The following is a 12,296-nucleotide window of genomic DNA, read 5'->3' as shown; positions in this document are numbered from 1 at the left end:
GCACCCACCTAGGCTGTTCAGGGTGAATTCCTTTGTGCTGACCAGCGATCGGCACCCACCCAATCGGGACGCGGGGTCTCAACCCAACAGGGTTTCCAGCACAGCCATGCGCACGGCGACGCCATTGGCGACCTGGCGCAGCACCCACGACTGCGGGCCGTCGGCTACTTCGTCGGTCACTTCCACGCCGCGGTTGATCGGGCCCGGGTGCAGCACGGCTGCGTCCTTGCCGGCGCGGGCCAGGCGTGCGGTGTTCAGGCCGTACTGCGCGTGGTACTGCTCCAGCGACGGCACCAGGCCTTCTTCCATGCGCTCGCGCTGCAGGCGCAGCATCATCAGTGCGTCGACGCCTTCCAGCATCGCGTCGAAATCATCACCCACCACACAGCCCTTCAGGGTGTCGTCGTCCGGCAGCAGCGACTGCGGGCCGCACACGCGGATCTCGCCCACGCCCAGCGTACGCAGCGCATGCAGGTCGGTGCGGGCCACGCGCGAGTGCTTGACGTCGCCGACGATCACCACCTTCATCTTCGAGAAGTCCGGGCCCTTGGCCTGGCGCAGGGTCAACATGTCCAGCAGGCCCTGGGTCGGGTGCGAGCTGCGACCGTCGCCGGCGTTGACCAGCGCGGTGCCCTCGCCCGCCACGGCAGCCAGCGCTGCCACGGCGCCGTCGTCCGGGTGGCGTACGACGAAACCACGCACGCCCATCGCTTCCAGGTTCTTCAGCGTGTCGCAGGCGGTTTCGCCCTTGCGCGTTGACGAGGTGGAAGCGTCGAAGTTCAGCACGTCCGCACCCAGCCGCTGCGCCGCCAGATGGAACGAGCTGCGGGTACGGGTGGAGGGTTCGAAGAACAAGGTGCACACCGCCGATCCGCCCAGCACATGGCGCTTGTTGCCGACGCGGCCGACCGCGGCATCGCGGATCTGGCCGGCGCGGTCGAGCAGTTGCACCAGGGTGTCGCGGGGCAGACCTTCGAGCGTCAACAGGTGGCGCAGGCGGCCGGAGTCATCGAGTTGCTGGGCGGTCATGGCGGAGTTCGTATCGTCAGGGAATGGGAATGGCGTCGTCCGGCGACGACAACCAGCGGTCGACGATCACCGCCGCAGCCACGGCATCGAGGGCAGCCGCATCGCGGCGGCGCTTGCGCCCTTCGGCGCGCTCGACGGCGAAGCGGCGGGCGGCCTCGACCGAGCTGGAACGCTCGTCGATCATCACCACCGGCAGCTTGAAACGTTCCCGCAGCTGGCGGGCAAAGCCCTGCGCGCGCTTGCGGTTGGGCTGGTCCTGGCCGTCCAGGGTCAGCGGATCGCCAACCACCAGGCCATCGGGCTTCCATTCCTTGAGCAGGCGTTCGATCGCCGCCCAGTCGGGACCATTACCGTGCACATCGACCACGGCCACCGCGCGGGCATGCGCGGCGAACGCACTGCCGATCGCCACACCGATCCGGCGCGAGCCGACGTCGAAGCCGAGTACGGTGCCATCGCGACGGATGAGGGCCGGCTCAGACATGGCCGCTGTAATCGGTCAGCCGGAACAGATCGACGCCAATGCGCGAGGCGGCGCCCTGCCAGCGCTGTTCCAGCGGCAGCTGGAATACCAGCTCGGCGTCGGCCGGCACGGTCAACCAGCTGTTCTCGGACAGTTCGCTTTCCAGCTGGCCGGCACTCCAGCCCGCGCAGCCCAGGGTGACCACGGCATTGGCCGGGCCTTCGCCGCGCGCCATCGCCTCGAGGATGTCACGCGAGGTGGTCAGGTACAGGCCATCACCGACGACCAGGCTGGAATCCCACGCGCGCGCATCGTCATGGATGACGAAGCCACGTTCGGGATGCACCGGCCCGCCATTGAGTACTGGACGCGCCTGCAGGCCACCATCGACGGTGGCGATGTCCATCTGCGCCAGCACTTCGCCCAGGGTGTACTCGGAAGGCTGGTTGACCAGCACCCCCATTGCCCCGTTCTCGTCGTGCTGGCAGATCAGCGCAACGGTGCGGGCGAAGGTGGCGTCGATCAGCGACGGCAGCGCCACGAGCAGGTGATTGGCGAGGGAAGTCGGCGTTACTGGCATGGGCGTCATTCTAACCGCTGCGGCAGGATGCGGGCGCGAAGGGATGGGCTAGGATGGCGCTCTTGCAAGGAGGACGACCCGATGCAGCAGGACGCAACGCTGTCATGGCCCACCCGCAGCATGATCGTGTTGATCGCATTGCTGCAGGGGCTGATGCTTTTCGCCGCCCAGGAACTGGCCGATCAATGGCCGTTCCGGGACATCGGCTGGCGCTACTGCTGGTATGCCTGGGTATTGACCGTGCCCACCGCGGTGGCCTTGACGCTGGTTGATCTGAAGGCGTGGCGCCTGTGGCTGCACGCCGGGCTGGCCTCGGTGCTCGTCCTCGCGCTGGCCGCCTGGGCCGCCTGGAACCTGAGCGGAGAAACCGCGCTGTATGCGGCCGTGCTGCAGGTTCCGCTCTCGGTCTGCCTGGCGGTTGCCACGTTCATTGCCCTGCCCTGGTGGCAGTTCCGCCTGCACGCGGGTCATTGGCGGGCCGACTACGGCGCACTGTTCGAACGTGCGTGGCAGAACGGTCTCACGCTGGTGCTGGCGGCGGTGTTCACCGGCTTGACCTGGCTGCTGCTGTGGTTGTGGGCAGCGCTGTTCCGGATGGTCAAGGTCGACTTCTTCCACGAGCTGTTCGGCAGTGACGCCTTCATCGCCTTGGCCACCGGCATGCTGGCGGGCTTCGGCGTGCTGATCGGGCGCACCCAGCATCGCGCGATGCAGATCACCCGCCAGGTGCTGTTCGCCATCTGCCGCGGCCTGCTGCCGTTGCTGTCGTTCATCGCAGTGTTGTTCGTGCTGTCACTGCCGTTCACCGGGCTGGCGCCGTTGTGGGCCACGCGCTCGGCCGCCAGCCTGCTGCTGGTGCTGGCGGTGCTGCTGATCAGCCTGGCCAACGCGGTCTACCAACACGACGACGGCACCCCGCCCTACCCGGCATGGCTGCGCCGGCTGGTCGAGGCCAGCCTGCTGGCATTGCCGGTCTACGCCGGCCTGGCGTTGTACGCGATGACCCTGCGGGTCAGCCAATATGGCTGGACCCTCTCGCGCTTCTGGGGCTTCGCGGTTGCGGTGCTGATCGCCGGCTATGCCATCGGCTACGCCTTCGCCGCACTGCGCCGGCAGGGGCGTTGGCTGCATCGGCTTGAGCCGGTCAACCGCTGGATGTGCTGGACCGTGCTGGCCACGGCACTGCTGGCCATCTCGCCGGTGATCGACCCGGTGCGCATCACCCTGGCCAGCCAGATGAAGCGCCTGCGCGCCGATCCGGCACTGATGACCGCAGACGCGGCAAACCAGCTGCGTTTCGAGCTGGGCCGCCGTGGTGTGCAGGCGCTGCGCACGCTGCAGAAGGCACCTTCATTGGCGGCCGATACCCGCGCCTCCAGCATCATCGTGCAGGCACTGGCCCGGCAGAAGCGCGAGTCGCGCTGGGACAACGACATCGACGATGGCGTGCGCGACCTGGCCGGCCTGAAGGCACGGATCGTGCTGGCCAAGGGCACTGCATCGCCAGCCGATGACTGGTGGCAGGCAGTACTGGATCGGCGCTTGAGTGCGGGCGATTGTCTGGACGACGACAAGATCGGCGACAAGCGCTGCGTCGCCCTGCGTCGTGACCTGGACGGCGATGGCGAAGATGAAGTGCTGCTCTGCATGACCAGTCTGTACAGCGGTCCGCGCTGCCAGCTGCACGTGCGTGAACCCGCTGGCTGGAGAAAGGAGGGTGATGTTTCCTTCCAGGACGTTGACCAGCGCACTTCGGACGAGGCCCCACAGGCCCTGCGCGATGGCCGCCTGACCGTGCAGCCGCCACGCTGGCCGACGCTGCTGCTTGACGGCGCGGCGGGCCAGCTGGAGATTGATCGCAGCAAAGACCGCGCGGAGGCGGCAACACCATGAGCGGATACTGCCGCATCGCCCCGGGCCACCCGGTGCACGAGTACTACCACGCCAACGAATATGGTTTCCCGCAGCGCGATGAGCGCGAGCTGTTCGAGCGCCTGCTGCTGGAAATCAACCAGGCTGGCCTGAGCTGGGAAACCATCCTGAAGAAGCGCGAGGGATTCCGCGCGGCCTATGACGCCTTCGACGTCGATCGTGTCGCCGCCTATGCCGAGCAGGACATCGAGCGCCTGCTGTCGGACCCCGGCATCATCCGCAACCGCTTGAAGGTGCTGGCGGCGATCCACAACGCGCAGGTGATCCAGCAGCTGCGCCAGAGCCACGGCAGCTTCGCTGCGTGGCTGGACGCTCACCACCCGCGCAGCAAGGCCGACTGGGTGAAGCTGTTCAAGAAGACGTTCCGCTTCACCGGCGGCGAGATCACCGGCGAGTTCCTGATGAGCCTGGGCTACCTGCCTGGCGCGCATGCCGAGGACTGCCCGGTGCACGCCAAGCTGCTGAAGCTGGCGCCACCGTGGGTGCAGGCGTCCACCCCGTAGAGCCGGCCGCTGGCCGGCATTGCCGGTGAGCCGTCAGACGCCCATGTAGCGGCCCGGGCGGTGGTTGAACATCAGCACCAGGCTGAGCACCACCGCACCGATGGCCGAGTACATCACCTTCGACGGCGACAGCACGAAGAACGCGGCCACCATCAGGCACGCATCGAAGGACATCTGCACCTTGCCGGCGCTCCAGCCACGGGTGCGCTGCAGGTACACCGCCAGGATGCCGATGCCGCCGAGGCTGGCGCGATGGCGGATGAAGAACAGGATGCCCAGGCCGGACAGCGCGCCACCAACCAGCGCCGAGTACAACGGCGCGATATGCGAGAAGTCGGCCCAGCGCGGCAGGATGTCGGTCAGCAGGCCGCAGGCGGTGACCGCCGCAAATGTCTTCAGGGTGAATTCCCAGCCCATGCGGCGCACCGCCACCCAGTAGAACGGCAGGTTGACCAGCACGAACACCAGGCCGAAGTTCCAGCCCATCGTGTAATGCAGCAGGAACGCCATGCCGGCCATGCCACCGATCATCAGCCCGCTCTTGGCGAAGATCGCCAGGCCCAGCGAGGCCACCAGCATCGCCAGCACCATGCCCTGCGCGTCCTCGGCGACCGAGTGGCGCAGTGCCTTCTCATCGGCGGGGGTACCGGCAACATCGGGCGGCGGGGTCAGCGGGCCAGCGGTGACCAGGTGGCCGTCAGCGTCGTCGCACGGCGCCGGGCCATGGGATTGGAGGGACATACAGGTGGGGGCACTACGGGTGGGGAGCGGTATTAGACACGATCTGCATGACAGTTGCAGATGAAATCGTTCAGTTGGGAGTTCCGGCGAACGGCGCAGCCCCTCGTGGCTGGGCGGCATACTGCCTCCAAATCTGGCAGTGGGCCGGGCGGGTGGGCTGTGCAGGGGGCGCTGCAAGTACGTCCATGTAAGCTCGGTCGCCGCATCCATGCGGCTCACGCCCCTGCACAGCCCACCCGCCCGGCCTTGGACAATTTCCGTGCGCGTCCAGCCACGTAAAGAGAAAAGAAGAGCAAAAGCGGGTCGCTGCGCTCGGTGGAGCGGTGGGTTCAGCGCTGGGTGGCGAGGTGGTGTGCGACCAGGGCGTTTGCGTGGCCATGGCCCAGCCCGTGCTCGGATTTCAGGAAGCTGACCAGCTCCATGTGCTTCAGCCCCGGCCGTTTGGCCAGCAGCCCCAGCCAATGCGTCACCGGCTGCCCGTAGGTCTTCTCGATGGACGGAAAGTAGGACGCCGGGCCCTTGGGTTTGCTGTCGGTGCTCATGTGCTGCTCCCTGTTGTTTGGAAAGTACCCATTCGACGAACCACGGAACCACAAATCGACATCGGCATTTACCGGCCAGCGCCGGTACCACCGGGCACGCATCCACGCACGGCGTGAACACACGTGTCGACCAAGGTCGACACCCACTAAGAGCGGGCCATGCCATTCCAAAAGATCGCGGGAAACTGTCGAAGGCGGGGTGGGTCCGGTTGCGGGGGTGTCCGCGGCATGGATGCCGCGGCCAAGCCTACAGGGACGTATTCACGGCGTCCCCCGCAACCGGACCCACCCCGCCAAACCCGGGAAACCGATGTTGCTGTTGCTTCGGCTTCGGCTTCGGCTTCGGCTTTTGCTCTTGCTTCGGCTGCTGCTGTTGAGGTTGCCGGCCAGCGGCCGGCACTACCGCGGGCGCCGGGCGCAGCCCGGCCGTATCATCCCCCTCATGCCGCGTGAAAACCTCAACGACCTGCAAGCCTTCGTCCACGTCGCCCGCGAAGGCAGCTTCACCAAGGCCGCCGCCCAGCTGGGCGTCTCCCAGTCCGCCCTCAGCCATGCCATGCGCGGGCTGGAAGAACGGCTGGGCGTGCGCCTGCTGACCCGCACCACCCGCAGCGTCGCCACCACCGAGGCGGGTGCTCGCCTGCTGGAAACTCTGGCCCCGCGCCTGGCCGAGATCGAAGACGAACTGGCCGCGCTGGCCGAATATCGCGAGCGGCCCGCAGGTACCATCCGCATCAATGCCACCGGCCACGCCGCCGAATACCTGGCCTGGCCAAGGCTGGCGCCGCTGCTGCAGCAGTACCCGGACCTGAAGGTCGAGCTGACCACCGATTACGGCCTGGCCGACATCGTTGCCGAGCGCTACGACATCGGCATCCGTCTCGGTGAGCGCCTGGCACGCGACATGGTGGCGCTGCCGATCAGCCCGCCGCTGCGCATGCGCGTGGTGGGCGCGCCGTCGTACTTCCGCCAGCAGGTAGCACCGGTGCATCCGCACGATCTGGCCGGGCACAACTGCATCACCCTGCGCCTGCCCACCCATGGCGGCCTGATGCCGTGGGATTTCGGCCAGGACGGCAACGAGCTGAGCATCCGCGTCTCTGGTCAGTGGACCTTCAACACCATGGGCATGACGCGGGCGGCAGCACTGGCTGGCAGTGGCCTGGCCTGGCTGCCCGAGGACCAGGTGCAGGCGGCCCTGCAGGAGGGCCGGCTGCAATCAACATTGGATGACTGGTGCCCGCACTTCGACGGCTATTACGCGTACTACCCGTCGCGCCGGCATGTCACCGTGGCGATGCGCACCGTGCTTGATGCGCTGCGCGGGCCGATGATGGGGTGAGGCGTGCGGACCAACGGTCCGCACCCACCACAGGGCGAGAGCCCGCACCCACCACGGAACGCACCCACTGCGATCAGCCCTTGGCCTGTGCCGCACGCTGTGCGTTGTAGCGCTCACCGACGATGGCGATCTCCTGCAGCGTCTGCGCGATGCGCTCCAGCTCGGCCGGCGACAGCTGCAGGTCGGCGGCGGCCAGGTTCTCTTCCAGGCGATGGATCTTGGTCGTACCCGGAATCGGCACGATCCACGGTGCCTGCGCCAGCAGCCAGGCCAGCGCGACCTGTGCCGGGGTGGCGCCCCGCGCTGCCGCGATCGTGGTGATGCGGTCAACCAGCGCTTGATTGGCGCGACGTGCCTCCACTTCGAAGCGCGGCACGGTGTTGCGGAAATCGTTGTCGGCGAATGTGGTGTCGGCGTTGATCGCGCCGGTCAGGAAGCCGCGACCCAGCGGACTGAACGGAACGAAGCCGATGCCCAGTTCCTGCAGCGCCGGCAACAGTTCACGCTCCGGCTCGCGCCACCACAGCGAGTACTCGCTCTGCACTGCAGCCACCGGTTGCACGGCATGGGCGCGACGCACCGTGGCCGCACTGGCTTCGGACAAACCGAAGTGGCGCACCTTGCCCTCGGCGATCAGGTCACGCACGGTACCGGCCACATCCTCGATCGGCACGTTCGGATCCACACGGTGCTGGTAGAACAGGTCGATATGGTCCGTGCGCAGGCGCTTGAGGCTGGCCTCGGCCACCGCGCGGATGTTCTCCGGGCGACTGTCCAGGCCGGTGTCGACCTGTGCGTCCTTGAAGCCGAACTTGGTGGCGATCACCAGCTTGTCGCGGTGCGGCGCCAGCGCTTTGCCGAGCAGATCTTCGTTGGTATACGGCCCATAGACTTCGGCGGTGTCGAAGAAGGTCACGCCGCGTTCGACCGCCGCATGCAGCAGGGCGATGCCCTGGCTCTGCTCGACGGCGGGACCGTAGCCGTGGCTCAGGCCCATGCAGCCCAGGCCCAGGGCGGAGACTTTCAGGCCGCTGCGGCCGAGTTCACGTGTCTGCATCGTCGTGCTCCAGTAGGGGAGCGATGACGATACGCCTGCAGGGCCGGCGGATTGAACGACCTGGATGGCAGTCGGTCATGACTGGATTTCATGAATGCCGTCCGGCCACCCATCGCACTGGCGCCGGTGGCCGGCGCCGCCGTTACCGGACCTCGGAAATCTCCACGCCATCCAGCCCCTGCGACAGGGTGCGGGCATCGCCGCCCTGGCTGAGCTTGATGCGCAGGCGCACTTCGTTCTGCGAATCGGCGTAGCGCAGTGCGTCCTCGTAGCTGATCTCACCGGCCTGGTACAGCTCGAACAGGCTCTGGTCGAAGGTCTTCATGCCGAGCTGGACCGATTCCTTCATCAGCTCCTTCAGCTTGTGGATCTCGCCGTCGCGGATGTAGTCCTGCACCAGCGGCGTGCCCAGCAGGATCTCCATCGCGACCTTGCGCGAGCGGCCATCCGGCGACGGAATCAACTGCTGCGCGACCACGCCCTTGAGGTTCAGCGACAGATCCATCAGCAGCTGGTTGCGGCGATCTTCCGGGAAGAAGTTGACGATGCGGTCCATCGCCTGGTTGGCATTGTTGGCGTGCAGGGTGCACAGCACCAGGTGACCGGTTTCAGCGAAGGCGATGGCGTGGTCCATGCCCTCGCGGGTACGCACCTCGCCGATCATGATCACGTCCGGCGCCTGGCGCAGGGTGTTCTTCAGCGCGGCTTCCCAGCTGTCGGTATCGATGCCGACTTCGCGCTGGGTGATGATGCAGCCCTCGTGCTTGTGCACGAATTCGATCGGGTCTTCGATGGTGATGATGTGCCCGGTCGAATTCTGGTTGCGGTAACCGATCATCGCTGCCAGCGACGTGGATTTACCGGTACCGGTAGCGCCGACGAACAGGATGATGCCGCGCTTGGTCATCGCCAGCGTCTTGATGATCGGCGGCAGGCTCAGCTCTTCCACGGTCGGGATGCGCGTCTCGATGCGACGCAGCACCATGCCGACCTGGTTGCGCTGGTAGAAGCAGCTCACACGGAAGCGGCCGACACCGGACAGGCCGAAGGCGAAGTTGCATTCGTGGGTCTTTTCGAACTCTTCGCGCTGCGCCGGCGTCATCACGTTCAGCACCAGGTCGCGGCTCTGCTGCGGCGTCAGCGGAGTCTGGGTGATCGGCGAGATCTTGCCGTTGACCTTGATCGCCGGCGGCATGCCAGCGGTGATGAACAGGTCCGAGGCGCGCTGGTGCGCCATCAGCTTGAGGAACGAGGTGAAATCGATGGTGGTCGCGGTGGTGTTCACGGCGGGCTCCCAATGGGGCATGTACCAGGAATCGGTCGGTGGAGGAAACAGCGCGGGGCCGGCGGCGTAGTGCTGCGCCCTGCCCCGCCATTGCCTCGCCTTACTCGAACAGACGCTTGTCCTTGGCGTATTCGCGGGCCTGGTTGCGGGTGATCAGGCTGCGCTTGACCAGGTCCTGCAGGTGCTGGTCCAGGGTCATCATGCCGTACTGCTGACCGGTCTGGATGGCCGAGTACATCTGCGCCACCTTGTCTTCGCGGATCAGGTTGCGGATGGCCGGGGTGCCGACCATGATTTCCCACGCAGCGGTACGACCGCCACCGACCTTCTTCAGCAGCGCCTGCGAAATGACCGCGCGCAGCGATTCGGACAGCATCGAGCGCACCATCGGCTTTTCGCCGGCCGGGAACACGTCGATGATGCGGTCGATGGTCTTGGCCGCCGAACTGGTGTGCAGGGTGCCGAACACCAGGTGGCCGGTTTCCGCGGCGGTCAGCGCCAGGCGGATGGTTTCCAGATCACGCAGTTCGCCGACCAGGATGATGTCCGGGTCCTCACGCAGCGCCGAGCGCAGCGCCTCGTTGAAACCATGCGTATCGCGATGCACTTCGCGCTGGTTGATCAGGCACTTCTGCGAGGTGTGCACGAATTCGATCGGATCCTCGACAGTAAGGATGTGACCGTATTCGTTCTTGTTGATGTAGTCGATCATCGCCGCCAGCGTGGTCGACTTGCCCGAACCGGTCGGGCCGGTCACCAGGATCAAGCCCTGCGGCTGCTGGATCACCTCGCGGAACAGCGGCGGGCAGGCCAGGTCTTCCAGGGTCAGCACTTCGGACGGAATGGTACGAAATACCGCACCGGCGCCACGGTTCTGGTTGAACGCATTGACACGGAAGCGCGCCAGCGACGGGATCTCGAAGGAGAAGTCGACTTCGAGGAATTCCTCATAATCGCGGCGCTGCTTGTCGGACATGATGTCGTACACCAGCGCGTGGACCTGCTTGTGGTCCAGGGCTGGAATGTTGATCCGGCGAACGTCGCCGTCCACGCGGATCATCGGCGGCAGGCCTGCGGACAGATGCAGGTCGGACGCTTTGTTCTTTACGGAAAACGCCAACAGCTCGGCGATATCCATGAGCGGCTACTCCCCAATAACGGCTTCGACTGGAAGGATCTTTCCCCGGGCGGCAGTATACCCTCCTGATTGAACGGAACGCGTTACGTGGCCACTCCCCTGCCCCAGATCCTGAGCAACCTGCACAACGCCGCCGATGCCGCCGGGCGGCCACCGCCGCGCCTGCTGGCGGTGTCCAAGACCCAGCCGGCCGAAGCCGTCGCGGCCCTTGCCGCGCAGGGCCAGACCGCCTTCGGCGAGAACTACGTGCAGGAAGCGCTGGCCAAGATGCAGGAGCTGCAGCGTCTGGTGCTGGAATGGCACCTGATCGGCCACCTGCAGTCGAACAAGGCCGAGCCGGTCGCCATGCACTTCGACTGGGTGCAGAGCGTGGACCGGCCCAAGCTGGTCACCGCCCTGGCCCGCTACCGCCCCGCTGAACGCGGCCCGCTGAACGTGCTCATCCAGGTCAACATCGATGACGAATCGAGCAAGCACGGTTGTGTGCCGGAGGACGTCGAGGCGCTGGCCGCAGCCATCCTCGCCGAACCCAACCTGCGGTTGCGCGGCCTGATGGCGATTCCTGCGCCGTGGCCCGAGGCCGAGCGCCGACGCGATGCGTTCGTGCGCATGCGCACACTTTTCGAGGCACTGGCGGCCCGTCATCCCCAAGTGGACACCCTGTCGATGGGCATGAGCAGCGACTACGCTGAAGCCATTGCCGAAGGTGCCACCCTGGTGCGCATCGGCACCGCCCTGTTCGGCGCGCGTCCGCGCCCGGCCTGATTCCAAGGAGATTCCCATGGCAGCTGATTCCATCACTTTCATCGGCGGCGGCAACATGGCCCGCAGCCTGATCGCCGGCCTGATCCGGCAGGGCGTGCCGGCCACGCACATCCACGTGGCCGAACCGGTGGCCGGACTGCGGGAAGCACTCGCTGCTGATTTCGGCGTGCAGACCCATGACAACGCGGCCGACGCCGCAGCACAAGGCGATACGTGGCTGCTGGCAGTGAAGCCGCAGGTGCTGCGCGATGTCTGCCAGTCACTGCAGGTGCTGGCGCAGGCGAGCAAGCCCTTGGTGATCTCGATCGCCGCCGGCATCACCAGCCCGCAGCTGCAGCGCTGGTTGGGTGGCTCGCTGCCGGTGGTGCGCGCGATGCCAAACACTCCGGCGCTGCTCGGTGCCGGGGTTACCGGTCTGTATGCAACGCCGTCGGTGGATGCGCAGCAGCATGCGCAGGCCGAACGTGTGCTGGCCAGCGCGGGACGCACGGTGTGGATCGACGACGAAGCGCAGATGGATTCGGTCACTGCCGTATCCGGCAGTGGCCCGGCCTATGTGTTCCTGCTGGCCGAAGCGATGGAAGCGGCGGGGATCGCACAGGGCCTGCCTGCAGAGGCGGCGCGCACGCTGGTGGTGCAGACACTGCTGGGCGCCTCGCGCATGCTGGACGAAGCCGGTGAAAGCCCGGCCGAACTGCGTCGCCGGGTGACCTCACCCAACGGCACCACGCAGGCGGCGATCGAGAGCTTCCAGGCAGGCGGGTTTGAAGCGCTGGTGGAAAAGGCACTGCGTGCGGCGCAGGTGCGCGGGCAGGAATTGTCAGCGGCCAATGATTGAAACAGGTGTGCCGACCAACGGTCGGCACCCACCGTCATCCACGCATGGCGTGGATCTACTGACACCTGTCGCCGCTGGAAT

Annotated in this window: 13 protein-coding genes; 5 read left to right on the top strand and 8 right to left on the bottom strand. The window is 66.5% G+C overall.

From position 1 onward, the window contains the following. Positions 1–78: 78 nt before the first annotated feature. From AC27VL_RS04050 to AC27VL_RS04040, 3 genes are read right to left on the bottom strand one after another with little or no spacing between them, the layout of a single operon-like run. Positions 79–1,029 (bottom strand): aspartate carbamoyltransferase catalytic subunit, encoded by a 951-nt coding sequence (locus AC27VL_RS04050; RefSeq protein WP_025874030.1) that lies wholly within the window; start codon positions 1,027–1,029, stop codon positions 79–81. Positions 1,030–1,045: 16 nt separating this feature from the next. Then, on the bottom strand, positions 1,046–1,513 hold the full coding sequence (gene ruvX, locus AC27VL_RS04045; RefSeq protein ID WP_375067814.1) for a Holliday junction resolvase RuvX: 468 nt from the start codon (positions 1,511–1,513) through the stop codon (positions 1,046–1,048). Continuing rightward, entirely contained in the window at positions 1,506–2,072 is a 567-nt protein-coding gene (locus tag AC27VL_RS04040) for a YqgE/AlgH family protein (RefSeq protein ID WP_099819255.1), read from the bottom strand. The genes ruvX and AC27VL_RS04040 overlap by 8 nt, the downstream gene beginning before the upstream one ends. Positions 2,073–2,153: 81 nt before the next feature. Between AC27VL_RS04040 and AC27VL_RS04035 the strand changes: the two genes are divergently transcribed. Together AC27VL_RS04035 and AC27VL_RS04030 are read left to right on the top strand one after the other, a co-directional pair. After that, complete coding sequence (locus AC27VL_RS04035) at positions 2,154–3,965, top strand: DUF4153 domain-containing protein (RefSeq protein WP_100551728.1); 1,812 nt, start codon at positions 2,154–2,156, stop codon at positions 3,963–3,965. After that, on the top strand, positions 3,962–4,507 hold the full coding sequence (locus AC27VL_RS04030; RefSeq protein ID WP_100463504.1) for a DNA-3-methyladenine glycosylase I: 546 nt from the start codon (positions 3,962–3,964) through the stop codon (positions 4,505–4,507). The genes AC27VL_RS04035 and AC27VL_RS04030 overlap by 4 nt, the downstream gene beginning before the upstream one ends. 33 nt (positions 4,508–4,540) lie before the next feature. On the opposite strand, the gene AC27VL_RS04025 is transcribed toward AC27VL_RS04030, so the two are convergent. Next, entirely contained in the window at positions 4,541–5,248 is a 708-nt protein-coding gene (locus AC27VL_RS04025; protein ID WP_165780962.1) for a YitT family protein, read from the bottom strand. A 329-nt stretch (positions 5,249–5,577) separates the two neighbouring features. Then, a complete protein-coding gene (locus AC27VL_RS04020; RefSeq protein WP_025874036.1) occupies positions 5,578–5,790 on the bottom strand; it encodes a DUF4287 domain-containing protein in 213 nt (70 codons plus the stop codon). A 442-nt stretch (positions 5,791–6,232) separates the two neighbouring features. On the opposite strand from AC27VL_RS04020, the gene AC27VL_RS04015 reads away from it, so the two are divergent. Continuing rightward, positions 6,233–7,132, top strand: a complete 900-nt coding sequence (locus tag AC27VL_RS04015; protein ID WP_488765596.1) for a LysR family transcriptional regulator — start codon at positions 6,233–6,235, stop codon at positions 7,130–7,132. A 73-nt stretch (positions 7,133–7,205) separates the two neighbouring features. Here AC27VL_RS04015 and AC27VL_RS04010 read toward each other — a convergent pair whose 3' ends face one another. The 3 genes from AC27VL_RS04010 to AC27VL_RS04000 all read right to left on the bottom strand — a co-directional run bounded on the left by AC27VL_RS04010 (position 7,206) and on the right by AC27VL_RS04000 (position 10,612). Then, positions 7,206–8,189 carry an aldo/keto reductase gene (locus tag AC27VL_RS04010; RefSeq protein WP_100463493.1) on the bottom strand — a complete coding sequence of 328 codons (984 nt, stop codon included), beginning with the start codon at positions 8,187–8,189 and terminating at the stop codon, positions 7,206–7,208. Positions 8,190–8,331: 142 nt separating this feature from the next. Further along, positions 8,332–9,495: a PilT/PilU family type 4a pilus ATPase gene (locus AC27VL_RS04005; protein ID WP_488765595.1), complete on the bottom strand. Its 1,164-nt coding sequence runs from the start codon at positions 9,493–9,495 to the stop codon at positions 8,332–8,334. Between the two features lie 79 nt (positions 9,496–9,574). Then, a complete protein-coding gene (locus tag AC27VL_RS04000; protein WP_004147099.1) occupies positions 9,575–10,612 on the bottom strand; it encodes a type IV pilus twitching motility protein PilT in 1,038 nt (345 codons plus the stop codon). A gap of 87 nt (positions 10,613–10,699) precedes the next feature. Between AC27VL_RS04000 and AC27VL_RS03995 the strand changes: the two genes are divergently transcribed. Both AC27VL_RS03995 and proC read left to right on the top strand, forming a co-directional pair. Then, positions 10,700–11,377, top strand: coding sequence for a YggS family pyridoxal phosphate-dependent enzyme (locus AC27VL_RS03995; RefSeq protein ID WP_488765594.1), 678 nt, complete (start codon positions 10,700–10,702; stop codon positions 11,375–11,377). 16 nt (positions 11,378–11,393) lie between these two features. Next, positions 11,394–12,215, top strand: a complete 822-nt coding sequence (proC, locus tag AC27VL_RS03990; RefSeq protein WP_488765593.1) for a pyrroline-5-carboxylate reductase — start codon at positions 11,394–11,396, stop codon at positions 12,213–12,215. Positions 12,216–12,296: the final 81 nt, after the last annotated feature.

This window comes from Stenotrophomonas sp. 14P6.2.3, from assembly GCF_057799055.1.
This window is presented reverse-complemented; position numbering and strand designations above follow the sequence as displayed.

Coding starts and splice junctions, on each gene's coding strand:
- AC27VL_RS04015 (WP_488765596.1), top strand. CDS start 6,233: ATGCCGCGTGAAAACCTCAACGACCTGCAAGCCTTCGTCCACGTCGCC.
- AC27VL_RS04010 (WP_100463493.1), bottom strand. CDS start 8,189: ATGCAGACACGTGAACTCGGCCGCAGCGGCCTGAAAGTCTCCGCCCTG.
- ruvX (WP_375067814.1), bottom strand. CDS start 1,513: ATGTCTGAGCCGGCCCTCATCCGTCGCGATGGCACCGTACTCGGCTTC.
- proC (WP_488765593.1), top strand. CDS start 11,394: ATGGCAGCTGATTCCATCACTTTCATCGGCGGCGGCAACATGGCCCGC.
- AC27VL_RS04000 (WP_004147099.1), bottom strand. CDS start 10,612: ATGGATATCGCCGAGCTGTTGGCGTTTTCCGTAAAGAACAAAGCGTCC.
- AC27VL_RS04005 (WP_488765595.1), bottom strand. CDS start 9,495: ATGCCCCATTGGGAGCCCGCCGTGAACACCACCGCGACCACCATCGAT.
- AC27VL_RS04020 (WP_025874036.1), bottom strand. CDS start 5,790: ATGAGCACCGACAGCAAACCCAAGGGCCCGGCGTCCTACTTTCCGTCC.
- AC27VL_RS04040 (WP_099819255.1), bottom strand. CDS start 2,072: ATGCCAGTAACGCCGACTTCCCTCGCCAATCACCTGCTCGTGGCGCTG.
- AC27VL_RS04025 (WP_165780962.1), bottom strand. CDS start 5,248: ATGTCCCTCCAATCCCATGGCCCGGCGCCGTGCGACGACGCTGACGGC.
- AC27VL_RS04035 (WP_100551728.1), top strand. CDS start 2,154: ATGCAGCAGGACGCAACGCTGTCATGGCCCACCCGCAGCATGATCGTG.
- AC27VL_RS04030 (WP_100463504.1), top strand. CDS start 3,962: ATGAGCGGATACTGCCGCATCGCCCCGGGCCACCCGGTGCACGAGTAC.
- AC27VL_RS04050 (WP_025874030.1), bottom strand. CDS start 1,029: ATGACCGCCCAGCAACTCGATGACTCCGGCCGCCTGCGCCACCTGTTG.